Annotated in this window: 17 protein-coding genes; 8 read left to right on the forward strand and 9 right to left on the reverse strand. The window is 65.6% G+C overall.

Features of this window, described 5'->3' with window-relative positions; all coding sequences use genetic code 11:
* Positions 1 to 15: 15 nt before the first annotated feature.
* From AAEP86_RS00615 to AAEP86_RS00625, 3 genes are all read right to left on the reverse strand, one after another.
* The gene (locus AAEP86_RS00615; RefSeq protein WP_420367200.1) at positions 16 to 411 is read right to left on the reverse strand and encodes a DUF3566 domain-containing protein; all 396 of its coding nucleotides are present in this window, start codon (positions 409 to 411) and stop codon (positions 16 to 18) included.
* 209 nt (positions 412 to 620) lie between these two features.
* Positions 621 to 3617, reverse strand: coding sequence for a DUF7507 domain-containing protein (locus tag AAEP86_RS00620; protein ID WP_420367201.1), 2997 nt, complete (start codon positions 3615 to 3617; stop codon positions 621 to 623).
* Positions 3618 to 3936: 319 nt separating this feature from the next.
* Positions 3937 to 5418, reverse strand: coding sequence for a LuxR C-terminal-related transcriptional regulator (locus AAEP86_RS00625; protein WP_420367202.1), 1482 nt, complete (start codon positions 5416 to 5418; stop codon positions 3937 to 3939).
* A 280-nt stretch (positions 5419 to 5698) separates the two neighbouring features.
* On the opposite strand from AAEP86_RS00625, the gene AAEP86_RS00630 reads away from it, so the two are divergent.
* Positions 5699 to 6541: a helix-turn-helix domain-containing protein gene (locus AAEP86_RS00630; protein WP_420367203.1), complete on the forward strand. Its 843-nt coding sequence runs from the start codon at positions 5699 to 5701 to the stop codon at positions 6539 to 6541.
* 23 nt (positions 6542 to 6564) lie between these two features.
* On the opposite strand, the gene AAEP86_RS00635 is transcribed toward AAEP86_RS00630, so the two are convergent.
* Positions 6565 to 7020 (reverse strand): DUF6941 family protein, encoded by a 456-nt coding sequence (locus tag AAEP86_RS00635; RefSeq protein WP_420367204.1) that lies wholly within the window; start codon positions 7018 to 7020, stop codon positions 6565 to 6567.
* A 1256-nt stretch (positions 7021 to 8276) separates the two neighbouring features.
* On the opposite strand from AAEP86_RS00635, the gene AAEP86_RS00640 reads away from it, so the two are divergent.
* From AAEP86_RS00640 to AAEP86_RS00650, 3 genes are all read left to right on the forward strand, one after another.
* Positions 8277 to 9224: a ParA family protein gene (locus AAEP86_RS00640; RefSeq protein ID WP_420367205.1), complete on the forward strand. Its 948-nt coding sequence runs from the start codon at positions 8277 to 8279 to the stop codon at positions 9222 to 9224.
* A 208-nt stretch (positions 9225 to 9432) separates the two neighbouring features.
* Positions 9433 to 9873, forward strand: coding sequence for a hypothetical protein (locus tag AAEP86_RS00645; protein WP_420367206.1), 441 nt, complete (start codon positions 9433 to 9435; stop codon positions 9871 to 9873).
* A 254-nt stretch (positions 9874 to 10127) separates the two neighbouring features.
* Positions 10128 to 11093 (forward strand): replication protein RepA, encoded by a 966-nt coding sequence (locus tag AAEP86_RS00650; RefSeq protein ID WP_420367207.1) that lies wholly within the window; start codon positions 10128 to 10130, stop codon positions 11091 to 11093.
* Positions 11094 to 12389: 1296 nt separating this feature from the next.
* Here the strand turns inward: AAEP86_RS00650 and AAEP86_RS00655 are convergent.
* Positions 12390 to 12707 carry a hypothetical protein gene (locus AAEP86_RS00655; protein ID WP_420367208.1) on the reverse strand — a complete coding sequence of 106 codons (318 nt, stop codon included), beginning with the start codon at positions 12705 to 12707 and terminating at the stop codon, positions 12390 to 12392.
* Between the two features lie 144 nt (positions 12708 to 12851).
* Positions 12852 to 13034 carry a hypothetical protein gene (locus AAEP86_RS00660; RefSeq protein WP_420367209.1) on the reverse strand — a complete coding sequence of 61 codons (183 nt, stop codon included), beginning with the start codon at positions 13032 to 13034 and terminating at the stop codon, positions 12852 to 12854.
* Positions 13035 to 13295: 261 nt separating this feature from the next.
* On the opposite strand from AAEP86_RS00660, the gene AAEP86_RS00665 reads away from it, so the two are divergent.
* The 4 genes from AAEP86_RS00665 (at position 13296) to AAEP86_RS00680 (ending at position 18897) form a co-directional block, all read left to right on the forward strand.
* Positions 13296 to 13859, forward strand: a complete 564-nt coding sequence (locus AAEP86_RS00665) for a hypothetical protein (protein WP_420367210.1) — start codon at positions 13296 to 13298, stop codon at positions 13857 to 13859.
* A 1013-nt stretch (positions 13860 to 14872) separates the two neighbouring features.
* Positions 14873 to 16147: a hypothetical protein gene (locus tag AAEP86_RS00670; RefSeq protein ID WP_420367211.1), complete on the forward strand. Its 1275-nt coding sequence runs from the start codon at positions 14873 to 14875 to the stop codon at positions 16145 to 16147.
* A complete protein-coding gene (locus AAEP86_RS00675) occupies positions 16144 to 17121 on the forward strand; it encodes a hypothetical protein (RefSeq protein ID WP_420367212.1) in 978 nt (325 codons plus the stop codon). Before AAEP86_RS00670 ends, AAEP86_RS00675 begins: the two co-directional genes overlap by 4 nt.
* Positions 17122 to 17409: 288 nt before the next feature.
* Complete coding sequence (locus AAEP86_RS00680; protein WP_420367213.1) at positions 17410 to 18897, forward strand: DUF2971 domain-containing protein; 1488 nt, start codon at positions 17410 to 17412, stop codon at positions 18895 to 18897.
* A gap of 159 nt (positions 18898 to 19056) precedes the next feature.
* Here the strand turns inward: AAEP86_RS00680 and AAEP86_RS00685 are convergent, their stop codons facing one another.
* The 3 genes from AAEP86_RS00685 to AAEP86_RS00695 form a co-directional block, all read right to left on the reverse strand.
* A complete protein-coding gene (locus AAEP86_RS00685) occupies positions 19057 to 19401 on the reverse strand; it encodes a histone-like nucleoid-structuring protein Lsr2 (protein ID WP_420367214.1) in 345 nt (114 codons plus the stop codon).
* Between the two features lie 168 nt (positions 19402 to 19569).
* A complete protein-coding gene (locus tag AAEP86_RS00690; RefSeq protein ID WP_420367215.1) occupies positions 19570 to 20409 on the reverse strand; it encodes a hypothetical protein in 840 nt (279 codons plus the stop codon).
* Positions 20406 to 20744 carry a PadR family transcriptional regulator gene (locus AAEP86_RS00695; RefSeq protein ID WP_420367216.1) on the reverse strand — a complete coding sequence of 113 codons (339 nt, stop codon included), beginning with the start codon at positions 20742 to 20744 and terminating at the stop codon, positions 20406 to 20408. Before AAEP86_RS00695 ends, AAEP86_RS00690 begins: the two co-directional genes overlap by 4 nt.
* Between the last annotated feature and the right edge of the window lie 481 nt (positions 20745 to 21225).

Raw genomic sequence — 21225 nt, forward strand, 5'->3', positions numbered from 1 at the left:
TGGGAGAGGTGGAAGTCATCGTGGGGTGTCCAACCGGATGGTGAGTCCGCCAGCAACACCGACAGCGAGGTTGTAGAGGATCGCGCACACCGGCCCAAGCACCGTCCCGACGATGAACGTCAACGCCGACACCGGGACCACGAACCGGAGGACGGTCGGCATCGACAGGGCGCTCTCGAGGGAGTACGACCGGTCCCCGGTGACGTCGTGGAGGATCTTGTCCACCGGTGCCAGGACGTGCAGCTCGAGGACCGTGTTCCAGCCGATGACCGTCAGGACGAGGCAGACTGCGGCGATCACGAACGAGATCAGCGCGGCGAGTTTCGTCAGCGACCACGTGTCCGCGTAGATGAGCCGGAGTTGCACCGCTCGTCCGCGGTCCTCCGACCGTTGCGTGTCAGGTTGCAGCATGCGTTCCTTCCTCTCCCCACCCGGTGTGAGGTTCAGAGAAATGACGATCGGCGGGCCGCTTCAGGGGCGGCCCGCCGATCGGGTGTTCCGGGACCGGTCAAGGAGTCCCGTGGGTCGCCGTCAGGTACAGGGATCAGGCCATCCCTGACGGCGATTCGGTGCCCGGCCGGCTGCTGTGTGCGAGCGGTGCCGGCCGGGCCACGAATTCGTTACGCGTTGTCGATCTCGTCACCGTTGCTGCGGCGGCGTCGGACCACCAGCAGTGCACCGCCGAGGGCGAGGAGCATCAGCGCCAGGCCGATCCCGGGGCCGACGAGCTCCGTACCGGTGAACGCCAGACCAGCCGGTGCCGGCGGGGCGATCGCCTTCACGTTCGCCGTCGACGGGACCGAACCGGTCGGGTCACCCGACGGGTCAGTACCGGCTGCGGTGGCCGTGTTCGACAGGGTGCCACTGGACAGGTCCGCCGCGGTGACGTGGTACGTCGCCGTGCATGTCACCGAAGCGCCCGGCGCCAACGAGGCCGCCGCTGCGGGGCAGGTCGGCTCGGAGAGCTTCCCGGATCCGGTGAACTTGCCTTCCTTCGCGGTGACGTTCTTCTGCGTCACGTCACCGGTGTTGGTGATCTTGAACGAGTACGTCACCGTCTGACCCACCGTGGTGATCTTCGCCACGTCCGACGTCTTCACCAGGGCAAGCGACGGGTGTGCCGTGTTGGGCACCGTCACGGTCGACGGGTCCGACGGCGGCGTGTTGCCGCCATCGGGGGTGGTGCCGCCCACGGTCGCGGTGTTCGTGATCTTGCCCGCGTCGACATCGGCCTGGGTCACGGTGTACGTCGCTGTGCAGGTGATCTGCGCTGCCGGCGCCATCGTGGCCGAGTTCGCCGGGCACGTGATCGGCGACAGCTCACCGGTGCCGGAGAACTTCGAGTCGTCGATCGTCGGGTCCGTGATCGTCACGTTGCCGGTGTTGGTGACGACGAAGGAGTACGTCACCACCTCACCAACCTTGTACGATGCGCGGTCCGTCGGGGAAGCCGACTTCACGACGGTCATCGACGGGGACTGATCGACTGGGACGGTCGAGGTCGACGGCGGCGACACCGGCGGAGTGTCATCGCCCGGCGGGGTGCCCGTCGCGGTGGCGGTGTTCGTGATGGACCCGCCGTTGTCGATGTCAGCCTGCGTCACCGTGTACGTCGCCGTGCAAGTCTCGGCAACACCAGACGCCAGGGTCGGCTCGGGGCAGACCACGTCGGAGAGCTGCCCGGTACCGGAGAAGTCACCCTCGTCGACGGTCACGTTCCGCAGGGTCACGTTGCCGGTGTTGGTGACCTTGAACGAGTACGTGATCTTCTGACCAGCCTCGGTGGCCTTCGACGCCGACGCGGTCTTCGCGACCGTGATCGCCGGGTTGTCCGGGATCGGGATGGTCACATCCGACGGCGGCGACGTCGGCGGGGTGCCACCGTTCTCCGGCGGCGTGCCACCAGCGGTGGCGCTGTTCGTCACCGACCCGGAGTCAACGTCCGCCTGGGTCAGCGTGTACGTCGCGGTGCAGGTCACCTTCGCACCGGCCGCGAGGGTCGGCTCGGGGCAGGTCGGGTCCGACATGGTCCCGGTACCGGTGAACTCGCCCTCGTTGATCGTGATGTCGCTCAGCGGCACGTTACCGGTGTTCGTCACCAGGAACGAGTAGGTGATCTCCTGCCCGACGACGAAGTCCGACTCGCTGTTCGGCGAAGCGGACTTCACCATCGTCAGCGCCGGCGCTGGCGTCGTCGTCGTCGTGGACGTCGTCGACGGCGTCGTCGTCTTCGGCGTCGTCGATCCCGGCGGGGTGCCGTGCGCGGTCGCAGAGTTGTCGACCGAACCGTTGGTGAGGTCCGCCGCGGTGACCGTGTACGGCTCATCCGCCGTGCACTCCTGGGAAGCGCCGGGAGCGAGTGTGGGCTCCGGGCAGGTGACCGCGCCGACCTTGGCGTCCGTGACGCCGACGTTCGACATGGTCAGGTCGCCGGTGTTGGTGACGGTGAACGTGTACTGGATGGTGTCGCCGACGTCGGTGAGGCCGTCCTTGTTCACATCAACCGGGGTGCCGGCGTGCTTGACGATCCCAAGCGTTGCCGCCTTCGCGGTGTTCGTGATGGTGCAGGTGATGTCATCACCCGGCTCCGGGGAGAGCTGCTTCGACAGACCACTCCCCGTAGGCAGCACTGTCGTCGCGCCGGTCGCGGTGTTCGTGCACGCCCATGCCTGGTTGTAGTTCGACAGCAGCGTCTCAGTCCCCGCAGTGGGGGCCTCGGCGAGCGTGTAGGACTGGTCCGCGGTGCGGGGCAGCACGGTGAGCGTGCCGGTGGTGGAGCTGTTCGTGGTGCCGGTGTTCCCGGTACCAATCACGGTCCGCTCCGGCGACGTCGCCGTCGTGGTGAACGCGTCGGACGCGTTCACGCGGCTCGCGACCGTCTTGTTCAGGGTGATGTTCGAGGACATCACCCCGAGGATGATCGCCTCAGCGCCCCCGTTGCTGTTGCCTTCGCGGAGCGTGGCAGAGAAGGTCGTCGGGGAAACCGACTCGACCAAAGCGCTGCCGAATGGGCCCGAAGTGTTGTTGGACCCGGTGCAGGTCAGCGAGTTCGTCCCCGACCCAGTGATGTTCATCTGGCAGCCGTTCTCCGGCGTAGACGCCGGAGCGGGGTGCAGCAAGGCCCGAGTGCTCACGGGCGTGTCTGACCGCCAGTTGATCGACTCGTTGGAGGCCGTCGCTTCCGCGTCGGCGGACACCAGCGAGTAGCCGTTAACCGTCGCGCCGGCGGAGTCCTTCACCACGATGTCATCGAGGCTGAAGGTGGTGACACTGCCCTGGCTGCCGCCAGCGTGTAGCGCGGGGCTTCCCGGGATGCCCACGTAGGCGGAGTTTCCGATGAGCGACGGTGCCCACGCCGGCACCGCGGACGCATTGGTGTTTTGGGTTTGAGCGCTCAGCGTCGCGTGCAGCGTGAACGTCATCGTGTAGCCGCCAGGAAGCGTCACCTGCCGGTCCTGACCCGCGGCACTGGTGGCCTGGGCCTGGTTGTAGCCGCCGAAGTCGAACCAACAGATCGTGTTCGCGTTCGGGCCGCCCGTGCCGTAGCCGCAGCCCTGCGCGCCGACCGGTGCCGCCTGAGCTGACTCCTGCGTCGCCAACAACGTGGTGGCGCTCAACGTCGACGCCGTCAACGCCAACGCAGCGAGCGTCGCAGCAACGCGAAGCTTCCGAGACCGCAGCCGTGGGAGCAGGCCCACCGCCTCCGCTTGCCTCTTACCGGGGCGCGTCGCCCCGAACAGTCTGAACTTCAACCTGATCCCTAACTCTCAGCGGGTTCGCGCCCGGACGCGTACCCAGCGACCGGCACCGACGTCACCGCCGGCGTTGCCAGTTTTCTGTCAGCCTGAGCGTTAGCCCAGAGGGCAGGCGGAATTGCTGCCCCGAGTGCGGCCTTTCGTAGGAATCACCCCCCGTCTGGGGGTCATGAGAATTGGCCTAGGAGATGCCGGCGCGGTGAGCGATCTCCGCCGCCTGCTTCCGGGAGTTCACGCCGAGCTTCCGGTACAGCCGCTGCGCCGCGGTCCGAACCGAGTTGGGGCTTAGGTGGAGTTCTGCGCCGATCTCGGCAAACTTCGCTTTCGTGGTGAGGAAGCCGAGCAGCTCGCGTTCTCGCGGCGTCAGGGTTCCGAGGGCGATCGGGACCGGGGTCGGTTCTACGCCGCGTTCGACCGCGACCGGTCGTCCGGTCGCCTCCGTGAAGAACGCCACCATTTCTTGCGGCAGTGCGCGGTACGGGGTGGTCATCCCCTCTTCGGTGAGGAGCGTGTGTGCGCGTTCGAAGGAGTCGACGGCGGCGGACTCATGGCCGAGTCCCAGCTGTACAGCAGCGGAAACTAAGAGCGCGTTGGCGCGCACCCGAGGGATGGCATCCTCGGTCGCTGCGGCGGGCCCCTGCACGAGATTCGCCGCGGCTTCCAAGTCGCCTCGAGCGAACGCGTCGACAGCGTCGAGCAGCAGGTCCGGAGCGGTCCGCACCCTCGGACCGTCATCTCCCGGTGCAATACCCAGTGTCAGTCGGGTCGTTCGGAGGTACCGGGCATCGACCGGTCCCCGCGCCGAGCGGGGGTGCCGTTCGAGTTCTGCGGTGAACTCGTTCTGCACAAGGATGGCGTCCTCTGCCGTTGAAGCGTGAATCGCGCGTACCCAGAGCGATGGCGCCCAGTACTCCCCGGTCGGGTACGCGCGCATCCGCGCCAACGACACTCCCGCCGCCAGACGGTCACCGCGCTCCAGCGCAACCAGCGCCGCAGCCAGATGGATGACCGCCTCGTAGCGCTGATCGGGCTCCCCCGTTGCGAGGGCTCTCGTCAGCCATTCCGAGGCGCGCTTGATTCGACCTCGTTCCGCGTGATGCCACGCGAGGTGTCCGGCCGCGACACGAGCGACCTGCGGCTGATTCGTCCGCATACCGACCCGGTACGCCTGCGCGTACTCATACCCCGCGCCGGCCGCTTCCGCGGCCTCCCGGCTCCGGCCCCACTGCAGGAAGAAGTGCGGCAGGTTCGCCTGCACCCGGTCCAGTTCCGCCGCCCGCGCCGGGTTCTCAGCACCCTGCTTGGCTTCCTCGAGCAACCGCCGGCCCTGCTCGGCCGCGTCGAGGGCCTTCCGAACCGCACCAGACGTTCGAGCACTGGCGGAGATCCCGGTGTAGATCGTCAGCTGCTGCGTCAGCGCACCATTCACCGGATCCGCACCAGACGGGACGGCCTGCACAGGGTCGAAGCTGCTCGGATCTTCCCCCAGCACGACGTGCTGCAGGTAGCTGGCAGCGATGACCAGGGACGCATCGTTCAGCAGCACCGCGCCGGGCAACGCCGCGATCGCGTCGAGCACCTGTCGCGGAGCGTTCGTGGCGTACGTGTCCCAGTGCTGCCCGATCAACGCCGCAGCCACGTCCCACCCCTGCTCTTGACCCACCCGCCGAACCGTATCGGCGAGCTCCGAAGCCGGAACCGTCCCCACGTCCCATGACTCTGCCCGCTGCTCTGACACTGCGCCTCCGTACCCACGACGCTTCAACCGTGCTCGGGCATCACGGCGAAGACGGCTCCTGACCTGCCAATCCCGTCTAGTGTTCCGCCACCACGAACCAGCGCCCACCGCCTGGACCGATCCTGCCGGTATTGCCCGCAATCGTTGCCGAAACTGACCGCAACAGGTGTCGGGTGATGCATGATCAGCTCATGCAGGTACTGACATGACGATGGGGGTCGCCGCGGCGGAACGGTGCAACGACTTCGGCTGGCACCCACGAGGCGAAATCGACTCGACCCTGGTCGCGGAAACCCTCGAACAGCCCCGCTTCGGCGTCGGACACGCCTGGTCCCGATCCGCCGGCTACGCACTCACAACCGCTCCGGAGCGGATCTACCTCGTCTTGACGATGGAAGGCGGGTTCGAGTTCACCGTCGACGGCCAGGTCATCCCCACCCAACCCGGCTCGCTGATCCTGCTGAACGGGGAAGCACCCACCACCGCCCGCACCGTCGCCCAGACCTCCCGCTACGTCTGGTACCTCGAACCCACCTTCCTCACCCCCGGGAAGGGCCGCTTCCAATATGGGGAGCCCCTGCCGACCAGCGGCGCCTCGATCCAGATGCTGATGGGGATGACCAACAGCCTCCTGCAGTCCCCTCCCCCATCCACAGAAGCCGGTCAGCGGCACCTCAGCCTCGCGTTCGAGAACATCCTCGCCGCCGCCCTCGACGAAACCGCACCCCGCCGCCCCCGCGACATCGGACAACGCCGCGACGGGCTCTTCATGGCCGCCCACTCCGTCATCGAGACCAGGTTCCGCGACCCCGCCTTCACCGTCAGCCGGCTCGCCCAAGAACTCGCCGTGTCCGAGCGAACCCTCCGCGACACGTTCCACCGCATGGGCACCACAGCGCGTCGGGAGATCGAGCGCCGCCGCCTCACCGAAGCGACGCAACTCGAGGGGACCGAGCCGCTCACCGCCACCGAACGGGCGCTCCGATCCGGGTTCTCCTCCGCACAACAACTCGCCCGCGCACTCACCCGCGTGCACCGCATCCAGTAAGCCCAACGCGCACCCGACCGGGGTCAACCGTTGTGCCGCATCACGCGCATCGGCAGCCGGTGCGCGATCTCCCCATCGACCTCGATCACCCACGAGTAACCGCCTGTCCGCTCAAGGAGCAGGTCGTTGATCGTGAACGTCACCGGATGCGTCTGGTCATCCCCCGCACGCACCAGCTCTCCCCGCCCCGTCGTGAACCGGTGCCCGATCGCCGCGACTGCAGTCCCGGGCGGCATCCCCGCAGCATGCCGCGCCAACGGCACCCGGTCACCATCCTCCGTCTCTAGACGGAGCGTCACGTCATGCTCAATGCCGGTATCGTTCCAGCCAACCTGCACCAGCACACCGACAGCGACCCGCTGCTGCACCGCCGGCAGGGAAGACACCACCAGCTGGTCCCAGCCCGCGCCGAGGACGTAGAGCTTCCCGTTCACCGCCTCAGCACTATCGGCCAAGAACGCCGTGATTCCTATCCCCATCCCCGGAGGATCCCAGAACCACCCCGACGGAACCTGCACGGGGTTTCCCCCGAGCCAGATTCACCGTGGTTGAGCCATCAGCGGCGCCTCTGGCTCGTCTCGATAGCCGATCGCTTACCGAGACGGGTTGCGCTCGATGCCGGGCCCGCGGAACGTTTGGCGTCCTCGTGTCCCAGATAGGTGGTCCGCGCTAGGTTCCGGTGATGGTGCCTCAAACGAGACTGCGAGTGCACTCCTGCCCCGCCACCCAAGCGGCGGTTCGTTATCTGGAAGTTGAAGCCGTGAGTCGCGAGCGCAGATGACACTGCAGCTGCGCTCGTGAGTAGCGCCGGGCGGAACGGATTGCCGGCGAAGCAATGGCGAACCGGTCTCGTCCGCGGATGAGCACGAGCGGTACGACCGATCTTCCTGGTGCTGGTCTGCCAGGAGGAAGATGAGGTCCGTGGTCAGGTCAACGATCTGGTGCAGCGCGAGGCGTTCGGCTGCTGCGATGGAGTCGAGAGTCGCCGTTGAACCGTAGAGGCGGTGGATGGTTCTGACTTGTCCGTGGTCCCCTTCGAGGATGGCGCTCACGAGTGCAAGGCCAACCCCCGCGCCGTGTTCTTGCTCGTTCGTAGTACTCCCCCGGATGAGGCGACCGCTGTCTTCGAGGTCTCGTCATCTCTATACGGCGACTGACTGGTGAGCCCGGCGTCGCCGGCAAAGGCAAAACAGTGACTGGTGACACCAGTCAGACAGGCGAATGCACCGGACAGCTTTGGCCTGCCTGACCAGTGTCGCCAGTAAGACTGGTACGGCCAGTCACACTGGGATGACCTGCGAGACCAGCTGCACAACCCTCGAGGCCCAGGCCGTAGCGGGAGCTGCTGTATCGGTCTCTGAGCGACGAGACCCCCGCTTGGACGCATCACCCACGGAAGTAGCCGGTCATCCGATAACGGAGAATCCCCGCATCCTGGTGACGCTGGTGAGTGAGGTTTGCCTTCACTGGCCACACCAGTACGGATGGTGCGGCCAGTCACGCTGGTTGCAACTGGTGACGCCGGCTTTACCGGTCAAGCTTTACTGGCAACACTGGCGTGACTGGTAACGCCGTAGGAGCCAAACCAGTCACGCCGTTATGACTGGCTTCACCAGTGACGCAGGTATGCTGGGTCCCAGAGGCGGCGTGAGTAGTCGCGCAGCCTGGTCACACCAGTCACACCAGCGTCACTATTCAGCGGGCGGAGTGCCCCTCGTACGCAGCGGAGCAGCAGATGTCACTCACGATTGACCGATCTTCCCTTCAGCGAGTCGTCGCCGTCATCAACAACAAGGGCGGCGTCGGCAAGACCACCCTTTGCGCTAACATCGGCGGGATCCTCGCCGAGGCAGGTTGGCGAGTCCTCGTCATCGAACTGGACCCGCAGGGAAACCTCGGGCTCGACCTCAGCTACAGGTACGCAGATGGCGACGACAAGGGCTCTGGCCTGTCGAAGGCCGTCCTCTTCGGCGATCGCCTTCAGCCTCTGGAGGACGTGCGCCCGAACCTCGACGTACTCCCGGGAGGGGAGCACATCGAGATCCTCGACAAGGGCATCAGCCCTCGGATGAGCCAGTCCGGCACCGAAGGCACCGCAGCACGCCTCAGCCTTGCCACGTCTCTGTCTGTCATCGCCGACGACTACGACCTGATCTTGCTCGACTGCCCGCCGAACATCGACAGCATCCAGATGCTTGCTGTCGCGGCTGCTCGTTACATCCTCATCCCAGCGAAGGCTGATGATGCGAGCATCGATGGGCTCCGTCTGACCGCTCGGCGCCTCGACAAGGTCGTGGATATCAACCCCGACGTGGACCTCCTCGGCGTGGTAAACTTCGACTCGAGTACGTCTGAGACGAAGGTGCGGCAGGAGTTCGCCGACGACGTTGTCGAGGCCCTGGAAAGCGAAGAGGCTCGGAAGTTCATCTTCACCAGCTACGTCCGCCACTCGGGCGCAACCGCGAAGGCCGCGAGGAAGAAGCGAGTCCTCGTCCACGAGCTCGAAAAGAGTGTCCAAAAGCAGGAAAAGTGGTATGAGGCTCTGCGCCGCGGGGCGAAGCACATTTCCGCTGGCCCTCAGGCCGCCGGCAACGTTGCAGACAGCCTGTACGCAGTGACCCAAGAGCTCACTGCTCGACTCACCAAGGCTGAGGCTGACGCGGCGGAGGAAGCGAATGTCTGACGCAGGCCGCATCATCTCCGGTCCGCCTCGCCGTCCAAACAGCGGGGGAGGGGCGGGGTCCCTGCTCCGCGCGAATCGAACGGCGCAGCAGCAGGTCGAGCAGCCGGTTGAGCCTTCCCGTACGGTTGCGCCACCACCCCCGGCGCCGCGGCGCGCAGTGCAGCAGACCATCGCGTCCGCTCCAGGGTTCGAGGTCGAAGACCCCGTGTTGACCGTCGAGCCTTCCGAGACGCCGGCCGTCACGTTCCGTGAGCTGGAGCCGTCGACTGCAGCAGCCGAGGACGTCCCACCGGCGGTGGTCGAGCCTGCGGCTGCCCCCGCTCCGCAGACGCAGCAGCAGCAGGCCACTGAGCCAGCGCAGGGCCCGACGACGCCCTACACGAGGCGTCGGTACGGCGACTCGGGGGAGGAGAACCCCGACGACATCGTCAAGGTCACCTTCGAGATTCGTCGAGGCGATCGCGATGCGTTCAACGACGCGTTCGCGGCAGCTTCCCTGCACGAGGGCTACACCACGCCGAAGGACATCCTGGTGGACATCTACGTGGGGGAAACAAAGCGGCTGCAGGACACGTACAACGGCGGGCAGCCGTTCCCGAAGCGGATGAAGCAAGCTCCGCGCGGTCGGCCGATTCGACGCGAGAACTGACTTCGTTGGTCGTCCGCGCCCGGCAATGTCGGCCGGATCCCGTAGATCAGATGCATGGGTTCGTACAGACGCCGGCGAGGAAAACGGCGACACGCCGGGCAAGTTCCGACGTGGGTATCTGATCCGCAGCCACGCTGTGCGAGTACCAACTCGGATGGGGGAGCGCCAGGCACAGTGCGCTCTGCCGGGTGGGACGCACTGACCAAGTCCGCTTCCGCGCGACCACTGCTTCCATCATGCCCCGGGAGGTCCTGATGACCGACACCCTTGCGACCGAGATCACACTGATCGACGTGCCGGCCGACGCGCCAATCCTCATCGACGAGACGACGGCGCGTCTAGTGAACTACGCCGCGAACCTCGAGGGTGGCGAAGAGGACGCCATGGACATCGGGTACTCGGCGCGCATCTGGGCGCAGGTCTCGCTGCCCTACCGCAACCCCGGCAACATCCCGTACTGGGAGCGTCGCAACGGGTCCGTCTCGCTGATGATGCAGCCGGCGTTGCTGCTGGACGCAGAGACCGGAGAGCGGACACCTGCTTACCCATACGGTGTCCTGCCGCGCCAGGCCATGAACTGGATGGCAACGGAAGCGGTGTTGACGCAGAGCAAGCAGCTCGAGCTCGGCCGTTCCATGAAAGCGTTCATGGAGAAGATCGGCCTCGCACACGGTGGACGGGACGCGAAGCGGGTCGCTGACGGCCTGAAGCGGCTCTTCGGCGCGAACCTCAGTGTCGAGGGTCTCGAGATCCGCCCGGACGGTCACGGTGAGGCCATTGAGTACTTCCGAATCGCTGACAGCGTCCGTCTGTGGTTCGGCAAGGACGACGTCGAGGACAACGAAGGGCTCTGGCAGTCCACTGTGACCCTCTCTGAGCGATTCTACGACTCCATTGTCTCCTCGCCGGTCCCCATCGACCTGAACGCGATGAAGGCGCTGGGGAAGTCAGCGATGCGCATGGACATCTATCTGTGGCTCACGTACCGCATGTTCTACCTGCGTAAGCCCACCCGCATCAAGTGGAACGACCTCAACCTGCAGTTCGGCGCGCAGTACACGCAGCCCCACAAGTTCAAGGCGGCGTTCGAGGGGCACCTGCGGGCCATCAAGATCATCTACCCAGAAGCACGGGTCGAACCAACGTACGAGTACCTCATCCTCCGGCCGTCCCCGCCTCATGTGGAGCCGACAAAGCCTCGACGAGAGGTCGGAGCCTAACCGAGCAGAGAAACGACGGGAAAGAGGCGCCTACGGGCGCCTCTCTTTTCGCGTTCATAGGGACCGGATACCCACGTGAGCTGGAGACCGCGTCCGTCAACGGCGCGCGTGAGTATCTGGTCCTCACCGCGCGCACTCCGGACGGCTGGCGTGCACCCTGCGCCGTGGGTATCTGGTCCCCACTCACAGAGGGCCCGCTTCGATGGTGGGTATCTGGTCCTCTCCGCACTCGGCGCCGCGGACCAGATACCCACGCGAGTATCTGGCCCCCACGTGGGTATTTGGTCCGCGGCGGGGCTTGTCGAGGAGGGTGGAGAGGCGTGGGTATCTGGTTCTACGGAAACCGAGCCCCGAGGCAGGCACGTGGGTTTCCGGTCTGCGTCAGTAGGTATCTGGTCCCAAATAACACCAACATGCGCGGTTACCGCTGGACGCAGAGGGCGATGAGGCGCCGCGCGTGGGTATCTGGTCCGCCCGCCTACCCCGCTCCGGTCGGCACCTAGGTGAGGTAACCGCGGAGACGCCCCTTGGCGCCTCGTGTGGGTATCTGGTCCTTTTCGTGGGTATCTGGTCCTTTTCGTGGGTATCTGGTCCTTTTCGTGGGTATCTGGTCCTTTACTGTGGGTATCTGGTCCTCGCCAACCGCGAAGGTCAACAGGCTGGCGTCGGTATCTGGTCCTCCGGGTCGGAGGACGCGAAGATCCTCGTGGGGATCTGGTCCCCGGGGCGCGGGCCACTAGTTGCGGGCTGGTCGGCGTACTCCGCAACACGAGCGAGCATGTGTATCCCGTCCTCAGTGACGGCGAAGTCCTCGACTCGCACCTTGAGGGGGCTGGCGTCTTCGAACGTGGGTATCTAGTCCTCCCACCGGCGCAGAGCTTTCCTGTGGAATCACAGGCGGAGCGTGGGTATCCGGTCCTGAAGTGCGGCGGCCTGAGTGGCTCTGTTTCCTCCAATGGAAGGGGTGGAAGCACCCGTCTGTGGAAAACTTGGCGTCCCTCTGTGGTTGCGTTTCGCCAATTCGTAGATCAGCTACCGGAGAGAGCTACAGGAAGCACTACAGGGGGCCGCGCTCGAGAGAGGTCAGATCCGCGGGCTGACAGTGATCGGCGGGGGAGCAGTGCTGCGCTCCTGGGACTGGATACCCACATCAGGCGGACCGGATACCCACGGGCTGAGGACCAGGTACCCACGAAAACGGACCAGACACCCACCAAAACAGCGTGGGTATCGAGTCCGACGACCAACCCTGCTGTGGAGAACTCCTCGGAGGGTACGTCGGTACCGAACTGACCGCTACCCGCGCCGGTTCTTCTTCTTCGCCCGCGGGGGAGTGGCCCTCGCCCTCAGAGGCGGTGCCGGCAGGTCCGTGATGGCGGGAACATTGAAGCGTACGTTGTAGCGAGGGTCGAGGCTGCCGAGCCCTGCGGCGTCCACGGTCTCGAACCGCTGGCTTTGGAGGGACGCGAACAAGCGTCGGTCGCCGCTCTTCGCGTCGCGAAGAGCGGCGACCGACACTTCGAGGGAATCACCACCGACGACGCCCTTCAAGCGGAGGTGCTTGCTCTTGCCCGCGTCGTCGACGACAACGACGGGCGGGGGAGTGGTGGCCATGCTGGGTCCATGCGCGGACGGTCAGCGAGCTGCCTGCTCTGCCCGTCGCAAGCGGTAGTCGCGGAGCTTCGCGCGGTAGTCCGAAAAATTCATCACGAAGCGGCCGAAGCTGGCGAGAGCCACGATGGCAGCAAGGATGATGATTCACCTGGTGAGGTCGCCGTGCGATCCGACGACGAACCGGAAGAACGGCCCGCCAGCGAGCCAGCAGAGCGCCGGCACGAGCGATCGACGCGACAGCCGAGGAGCTCGCGGAACGGCGACCTCCTCGGCTGCTGCGGCTTCAGCGGGCGTGGGGAGACGGAAGTAGGTGTCCTTGCTGTCCATGTGGGCCCTATGCGGGAGCGTCGGGGTGTGGTGCGCTGCGGCTACCTTCACCGTGCCGCCGTCATGGGCCCACGCGCCGGCCGCATGCAGCAGAGCCGCCATTCCCGGCGACATAGAGTAGCGGCGCTTCTTTGGCTCCCAGTCCCAGATGAAGTGCCAGGTCTTGCCCGGCGCGAACTCCTAGGCGGGAGTCGCGTCTCGGTTCTATGCAACACCCGCAGTTCTACTCCGCATGTCCGTGGGGAATGTGATGACGCCTGCGTGCGCACGGAGGTGGTGCCGCTCGAGCCTCGGGACGAGGACGAGTCGGCTGTCGAGGCGGTCATCGGGCCCGGCGACGACGGCTTCGAGCTCGCTGCAACCGGCTCCCTGCCTGCGAGCCTCAACGCCGGGCAACCCGCTCGCATCAGCACGCTGCAGTCCCAGGCCATTTCCGACGGCACTCGCGTGAGGTACAGGCGTGAGTGGGGCCGATTCGTCGAGTTCTGCCGGGCGGTAGGTGCCGAGTTCCTGCTCTCACAGCCACTGACGGTGGGTGCGTACTTGGAAGCGGCGGCCGCGGAAGGCAAGGACGACGCCAGCACCCCGTACGCCTCGAACACCTTCAACGGCTGGCTCGCCGCCATCGACAAGATGCACCAGCTCGCAGCCCTGCCAAAGCCGTCTGACACCGCGGAAGTCGAAGCGACGATGGTGAGCCTCCGTCGCACGGACGGCGGTCAGCTCCGACGAATGCCGGCGCCACTGCTCGAGGAACTCCGGTACCCGGTCGCAGCGATCGACATTGGCAACTACCCGCGCGCCGTTCATGGTGTCCGCGACTAAGCCATCATCGTCAAGGGCTTCGCCGGCGCGTTTCGCCGCAGCGAGATAGCCACCCTTACAACCGGGGACGTCACCCTCCACGATGACGACGGCCTCCGGCTGCGCGACCGCAACTCGAAGACCGACCAGGAATCACACGGCCGCACAAAGGCCCTCCCGTTCGGCGGGACACCGGCCATCTGCCCGGTGCGCGTTCATACGGTGGATTCAGCCCACCGAGGCCGTTCTGTCGACTCGACCCGGCATAGCCGCGATGACGCTGCTCGCCACGTTCGACACGGACGTGCACGGCTGCGCGAAAAGGCTCGACCACGCGCACGACCCGACGTACTGGTCGGATCCGCTCCCGTCTTGGCGCTGCCTGCCGAAGCGGATGCCGCTCTTCCGCCCCCATCTCCTCCGGCGGGACGATCCTCCGCGACACCCCCATCAGCGGTCAAGTCGTCCAGGACGCCGTCGTCCGGCACGCCCTCGCCGCCGGCCTCGACGCAAAGCGCCACGGCGGACACTCGCGGCGCGCCGGCTTCATTACCTCCGCGCTTCAAAAGGGCCTCAGCCCGCACCAGATCATGCTCCAGTCATGGCGTACCACTGAGCGGACGCTCGAGGGGTACAGCCGCGAGGCTGCTCCGCTGCACAACGACGCCGTCACTTCGATCGGCCTGTAACAAGCGTCGCTTTCTGCTCCGGGCTCTGGTCGTAATGGGGGCCTCCCCGTCGGCACCTTCGATGAACGCAGCGGCCCGGATGCGAGGCGTGTCGGTGTGCTGCTGGGCAGCATCCCCCGACCCATGGAGTCCCTCTGCGAAGCGGCCTGGGGATCACCCAGCACCACGAGGCCGGGTGCTCGACGCGCAGGAAGAAGCTGAATGCCGTCGGGGGTCATGGGCAGAACGCCACGTCCGCTGTACGATGAGTCACTTCCACGTCCGCCAAAACGTTCAGAAAAGACCTATTATCGGAATTGAAGCGGCAGGCGTGCCCAGTGCGGTGGCCAGCGGAAGTAAGGACCCATGGACGAGACGATCGAGCCGCTCGAGGCGAGCCACGTACCGGGCGCGCAGGAGCCTCGCGCCCTCGGCCGCGCGGCGTCAGCTGCGGAGCGTGCCGCGGCGGAGCGGTCCCGGACGGCGTTCGCGCGGCTGCGCGCGGTAGCGGGGGAGGGGCGGCCTGCCGGCTCGGGTGACGTGGTGGTTCCGGCGGACGCGTCGCCGCGAGTGTTCGCGGAAGCGTCCCTGTCGCCGAACACAATTCGCGCGTACCGGTCGGATCTGCGGCAGTTCGCCCGCTGGCGTGCCGGGTTCCTCGACCACGAGGTCTCCGAACCTGCCGAACTCGAGCAGATCACCACGGCGCCGGTCGATCCGGCCGAGGTCGCGGCGTTCCTCGCGGACAAGGCCAACGCTGTCCTCCCCGATGGTGGGCAGCGGTACGCACCGTCCACGATCAGCCGGTACGTTGCCGCGATCGACTGGGAACACGCTCGCCGCGGCCACACCCCACCCGGCTCCACGCCGATCGTCCGCGACGTCCTCAAGGGCATCCGCCGCACCCGGTCCGTCCCGGTGCGACGGGCGAAGCCGATGACGCTCAAAGCGCTGCAGACGACGCTGCTGAAGATCGACGTCGTCGACCTGCAGACCGGCGCCCTCGGAACCCGCGATCAGGCGCTGCTGCTGTTCGGGTTCGTCGGCGCGTTCCGCGAATCTGAACTCGCCGCCCTCACCGTTGCTGATCTCCGCCTCGTCGACGGCGAGGGCGTCTACGCCCGGGTGCGGAAGTCGAAGACTGACCAGGACGGCCTGGGCCGGATCAAGGTGCTGCAGCAGGGCGCGAACCCGGTCACCTGCGCTCCGTGCGCGTTCGTTCGGCTCTCTCGGCTGATGGCCGCGCAGGACGCTCGGGGCGAAGCCGGCCTCTTCACCGCGCTCACTGGAGCGAGCCTTGCCGTTCACGTCTGCGCGGACGGGCTCGGCACCGACCGCCTACCGCCGTCGATGCCGTTCTTCCGCGCGGTGTCGAAGTGGGGCCTGTTCCGCGACACCGGCATCAGCCCCACCACGGTCGGGAAGGCCGTTGCCCGCCGCGCGCACGCCGCCGGGCTGGGGGAGCAAGGCTGGTCCGGGCACTCCCTCCGCGCAGGGTTCGTCACCGAAGCCCGCAACGCCGGCGCGACGGACGTGGAGATCATGAACCAGACCCACCACACCAACGCCGCCACCCTGCAGATCTACGACCGCGAATACACGCCCCTAGTCCGCAACGCCGTCACCCGGGTGCGGTTATGAACCCCCAAACTTCCCCCAAACTCAGGCCCTATAGCGGGGCGCTGCTCGAGGCGCACTGGGGCCGGTTCGTCGCGTGGTGTGAGGCGGCAGACCACGAGTCGCTCCCAGCGACGGCAGCAACGATCGAGCAGTTCCTGATGCTGTTCCCCGGAAGCGCGTCGACGCAGCGGCTCCGTCGGCACGCGATCCGCGCACACCACCTCGCAGCCGGCCTCCCGGACCCGATACCCATCGTGGAGGCGCGGGTGTGGCCGCGAACAGGAGGCCTCGACCATGTGGCAGTGGGGAGGGTGTTGGCGGCGATCCCAAAGTACCGGTATCCGATCGGGCTCCGAGGCCGCCGCGACGCGTTCCTCACCGTCCTCCTTGGCATCCTCAACCTCAGCCGCGAACAAGCCCGGACCGTCACACCCGACGACATCGCTGTGACGAGCATCGGCCGGATCCGCGGCCACGTCGTGCCATCGTCCGACGACCCGACGTCGTGCGCTGCTTGCGCGGTGACCCGGTGGCTGCGCATCGTCGGGCCCGTATGGACCGGGTTCCGCGGCGACGTCATTCGGCTGCTGGACCCAACAAAGGGGAACCTGAACCAGCATGACTGCGAGCAGCCGGTGGCGGGGGAGTGGCGTCGAGCGGAGCAGCTGTTGTTGCCGTTAGACGTCCATGGCTGGGCCCGCACCGGAGTCAGCTTGTCTGGTCGGTCCATTACTGGCATCGTCCCGCTTCGACGCGCAGCAGCCGAGCACGGTTCAATCGCGGAAGTCCTCGGCGTGGTTACGCGACAGCCCTCACGCTTCGAGGCCCTGACGCTGCAGGAGACCTACACCGAGCTCGGTGCCACGGACGCCGCCGTAGATGCCGCGCTCATCCGGATCGCTGCCATTTGGAACGACGCCCAAGCGCTCGACGATGACCTCGCCCACGCTGCTGCTGAACGCAAGCAGGAGATAGCAACAGATAGCGATCGCTAGCTCGTCGACGGCAGGCACCGAGCACTCGACCATGAACGGCCGTCGCTGGTTCGAGATGCACGATCTATAGACGCTCGCGCACATCTGTGGCGGAGGGCCCTTGCAGGACTCCAGAACGACGGGGTGCTCAGCCCCATCGGGCGTGATGCTGAGGCGCACCCGAATGCAGCATCGGTGGACGATGGTCGCAGCCCGCTGGGCGGCGCAGCTGAGGCGGCCGATGCCAAGCCCGTCGGCCACGGAGTGCGCGATGGTCTTCGAAAGGCCCAGGCGTCGTAATCTATCGTGATGACCTTTTCCGGGCCGGCGCAGGCATCTGAGTGGCCGCACGACGGCGGGACGGCACCCGCTACATTCGAGACCATCAGCAATGGCGCCGATGACTATTTAGAAGACGAACTTAATTCTAGCCAGCGTTCCCTAACTTCCGATCTCTACCATTACACCACTGCAGACACGGCTCTCCTACATATCTTGGCTGGCCGAACGATCCGACTGTCCCCCTTCAGTGGCACGAACGACTTATGGGAGTCTCGGCCGCTATGGCCTAATTTGGAGGGCGAATTGGATGGCGACGCCTTCGGAATCTGGAGCGATATAGATCGATATATCCGCCTCTACTCAAAGGTCGCTTGTTTTACTCAGGACTGGCAATTGCCGCAGTCGGTATTAAATCCTGATGCTTTACGAGGATGGGCGCATTTGTCCCTGTGGGCTCATTACGGAGGTCGTCATGCTGGGGTTTGCCTTAAATTCGACAGGGACAAGCTCATTGATGCTTTTGGCGAAGCGCGTCCAAGTGCTATTCATCACTTTTATGGGCCTATCAAATACCGTACAGCCGAACGCGGTGTGGGCCCTCACGGTGTAAGTCTCGAGCAACTGGGTGAATTTGGTGTCGATGCGGTATCTCTTCGATACGCGCATCTTCATCAGGAACGGCTCTTCTTCCGGAAGCACGTGGATTGGGCTAGTGAGAAGGAGTTTCGATTGGTACGAACGGACCTCTCAACTGAACCTCACCATGTCGACATCTCGTCAGCTCTGACAGGCGTCGTGCTAGGTGATGCCTTCCCTCAAGAGCGGCTACCCGAGCTCCGGCAGATGCTTAATGGCTTCGGGGAGGTCGATATTCAGCAGGCAAAGTTCCACAATCGTAGTTTTCGGCTATTCCCTTGGGAACCACTCGTGACGCCCAGTCCTAGCGGAACTCAAATTGCGGGCGGACTATCTCCTCGCCGTTCAGGTGACCTGGCTGCGAGATTGAGGGATTTGGAAGATGCGGAGCGCGCTGCAAAAGAAATTGAGGAGCATGCGAAGTGGGTTGCGGAGCCTGTGCTCGGCTTATGGCACGAGGCGTTCAATCGCTGCTCCAAAGCACTCGCCGTTTGGCCAAATGTAGTTTTGAGCGTACATCCGAGCGGGATCGCAATTCCTGCAAAGGATCGGCGCAGGCCGCCCGGCGTGCCGGGGAACTCGGTCGCCTATGAGGGTGGAGTGATGATTGTCGGGGAGCACCAGCCTCAATACACCTGCACTTGGGTCATGGCGGTCGCTCTTCAGGTGATGCGTGATGGGACAGGGCGATTGCATGCATGCGTTACGCTAGAGGAATGGAAGGATGAGGGGAACTCTCAGCAGGAGATCTACCGAGATCGACGCGATGCGAACCCTGATCGAATTCTAGGGTCGGCGACTGACTTGGTGTTTTCGTTATTCGAGGCGTTGCCTATTGCGCAGAGAAAGTTCGACGAGGTTCGAGGCGCGGCGAGGTGACGCTTGCAGCGCATCGTTGCACCTATGGCTTTTCGGATTCGAGGGTATGACGCTCAGAACTTCTCCTGCTGACATAAGAGGCCGCTATCGGCCGGAGCACGACGAAGGCCGGCCACCCGAAAGGGATGGCCGGCCTTCGTCATGCTTGGGGGAGTCGTGTCAGTGTGCGGCGTCGTACGCGTCGCGGACGGCCTGGCTGATCCGGCCACGGCTCGAGACCTCGTGACCGTTCGCGTTCGCCCACTCGCGGATCTTCGCGAGCTCGTCGGAGTTGCCCCGCTTAGCCGTACCGCCGCTGGTGCGGCCCTGACGGCTGCCGCTGACCTTCCGCGCGGCAGCAACGTAGTCGGAGAACGCCTCGCGGAGCGCATCCGCGTTGTCGTCGGCAAGGTCGATCTCGTAGTGATTGCCATCGAACGAGAAGGACACGGTGCGGCCCTTGCCCTCATCGATGGTGTCGCCGGTCAGGTCGTCGACGAGGTGCGTGGTGACTTTCTGCGCCATGTGGAGGTCGCCTTTCACTCGGGGGTCGCATCTACCCTGGCATAGCTGGTCCCGGAGAACGCTTTGTTCGGTCTTCTTGTTGTCCGGAGGTCGGGCAGACGACCGCTCGCGCAACGCCCGGAGATGGATCGGTTATTGAGACGCTGCTGCGTTTGGTTGCGGTTACGGTCAGCCTTTGATGTCGTGGGGCCCACCGCTGGACACCATCGCATCATGCGGTGCACTCTGCTCGGAGCGTCCGGCAATCATCCCGGCGATGAGGGCGACGAGGAAAGGAACGATTTCGAGGGCCGTCGCCGTTGCCGCTTGCATTGAAAGGGCGAGCTGCGTGCCGTAGAGGCTGTTCGCTAGTGGGAAGACCAGGACGGACGCAGCGATCGGCAGGAGCAGCAGCGCCCACGTCCAACCGGGACGCCGAAGCACGACGTGCCAGACCGCGAGCCACGCCGCCGCGATGACGCCCCAGGTGAACGCCGGTGAAACGGGAGGATTGAAGAACCCGGTATCGACAGACCACCAGAGGGCGCTAACGGCGAGCACGACCACGGTGCCGATCGCGCGACGGCGGAGCGGCACGCCGGTGGTGAGGAGGATGCTCGCTCCGACCGCGATCCCAGGAACGATTGTGAGTGCGAACGAAGTGAGCAGGATGGCTGGGACGGAGCTAAGGAGCCCGTTGTAGCGCTGTAGGAGCCCGAGTCCGACGCTACCTGCCAGGAACGAAAGAGCGGCGAAAGCGATGAGGACGGGGATCACGGGGACGGTGAGTGGTGCGCTGCGAACCGTTCCCGGCATCACGGTCATGGTGTCCTTCCAGGTGGATCGGTGGTCGGTTCGTCGATGGAACAGGGCCGTCGTGAGTGCACCGAACGCGAGTGCGGTCGGTGAGAGATCAAGATCGCGGGCGTCGCGGAGGTCGGCGAGCCACTGCTCGCGGCGGATCGCACGGTGCGGGGACGGTGACATGGCGATGGCAGCAGAAAGGAGCAGCCGGTCGAGGGCGCTCATCGGACGACCGGCCGCGTCGTTGGCAGAGTGACGCCGGCGCTCCGAACGGCGGCACGGTCCTCACGCACTCGAGCGTCGACGAGGGCCCGAGCCGCCACGGCGCCGTCCACGGTGAACTCGTAGAGCCGACGCCTTGGCCCGGAGCGGTCGGGGTCGTCATCCCACGTCGACCGGATCCACCCCTGCCGCTCCAAGCGTTCCAGGATCGGGTAGACGGTACCCGGGGGTCGTCCGGTTGCCTTGATGACCAACAGGCCCCATGTCGGCTCGGTGCCGGCGAGCAACGCCTCGAGCACGTCGACCATCGGAGCGGTCACACGTCTGATCGGATCCATGTTTGGACGCTATCTATATAGAACAAGAACTGCAAGTACTACCTGCGACCTGCGCGAGGTGAGGCCCAACGCCATGGCACAGACCGCCGAAACGAGTTAGCTCACAGCTGACGACGGAGGGTTCCGGAACCACGAGACCGGAGCAGCACTCCCCACTGAGGCGGAGCTTGAACGGGCGGTTCTGATTCTGCCGACAAGGCGCACATCGACGAGAGCTCCGACGACGCGGCAGTCGAAACTGCGCTCTAAGACAGCGCGCGTGGATCAAGGCCGCGCAGCTTTGGGTACGAACGACGCCCAGGGAGCCCGCCGTGGACATCGTCCCGTTCCTGGTGCACAGCGTTGTACGGCTGTCACTGATGTAGCGACGATCGTTCTGCAGCGTGAGGTGTGGGTTTGCTTGTCGCCGGAATCAAAGGAGTGGCCCGCACAGCTTGCTGTGCGGGCCACTGTCCTCTCGCGGGGATCGGACTGGGATTGC

It is taken from the genome of Curtobacterium sp. L1-20 (assembly GCF_048755855.1).
Taxonomy (GTDB): domain Bacteria; phylum Actinomycetota; class Actinomycetes; order Actinomycetales; family Microbacteriaceae; genus Curtobacterium.

Excerpts from the sequence above, each read along its gene's own strand:
- AAEP86_RS00675 (WP_420367212.1), top strand. The coding sequence starts at position 16,144 with ATGAACCCCCAAACTTCCCCCAAACTCAGGCCCTATAGCGGGGCGCTG.
- AAEP86_RS00640 (WP_420367205.1), top strand. The coding sequence starts at position 8,277 with ATGTCACTCACGATTGACCGATCTTCCCTTCAGCGAGTCGTCGCCGTC.
- AAEP86_RS00690 (WP_420367215.1), bottom strand. The coding sequence starts at position 20,409 with ATGAGCGCCCTCGACCGGCTGCTCCTTTCTGCTGCCATCGCCATGTCA.
- AAEP86_RS00670 (WP_420367211.1), top strand. The coding sequence starts at position 14,873 with ATGGACGAGACGATCGAGCCGCTCGAGGCGAGCCACGTACCGGGCGCG.
- AAEP86_RS00635 (WP_420367204.1), bottom strand. The coding sequence starts at position 7,020 with ATGGGGATAGGAATCACGGCGTTCTTGGCCGATAGTGCTGAGGCGGTG.
- AAEP86_RS00630 (WP_420367203.1), top strand. The coding sequence starts at position 5,699 with ATGACGATGGGGGTCGCCGCGGCGGAACGGTGCAACGACTTCGGCTGG.
- AAEP86_RS00660 (WP_420367209.1), bottom strand. The coding sequence starts at position 13,034 with ATGGACAGCAAGGACACCTACTTCCGTCTCCCCACGCCCGCTGAAGCC.
- AAEP86_RS00680 (WP_420367213.1), top strand. The coding sequence starts at position 17,410 with ATGACCTTTTCCGGGCCGGCGCAGGCATCTGAGTGGCCGCACGACGGC.
- AAEP86_RS00655 (WP_420367208.1), bottom strand. The coding sequence starts at position 12,707 with ATGGCCACCACTCCCCCGCCCGTCGTTGTCGTCGACGACGCGGGCAAG.
- AAEP86_RS00615 (WP_420367200.1), bottom strand. The coding sequence starts at position 411 with ATGCTGCAACCTGACACGCAACGGTCGGAGGACCGCGGACGAGCGGTG.
- AAEP86_RS00650 (WP_420367207.1), top strand. The coding sequence starts at position 10,128 with ATGACCGACACCCTTGCGACCGAGATCACACTGATCGACGTGCCGGCC.
- AAEP86_RS00685 (WP_420367214.1), bottom strand. The coding sequence starts at position 19,401 with ATGGCGCAGAAAGTCACCACGCACCTCGTCGACGACCTGACCGGCGAC.
- AAEP86_RS00695 (WP_420367216.1), bottom strand. The coding sequence starts at position 20,744 with ATGGATCCGATCAGACGTGTGACCGCTCCGATGGTCGACGTGCTCGAG.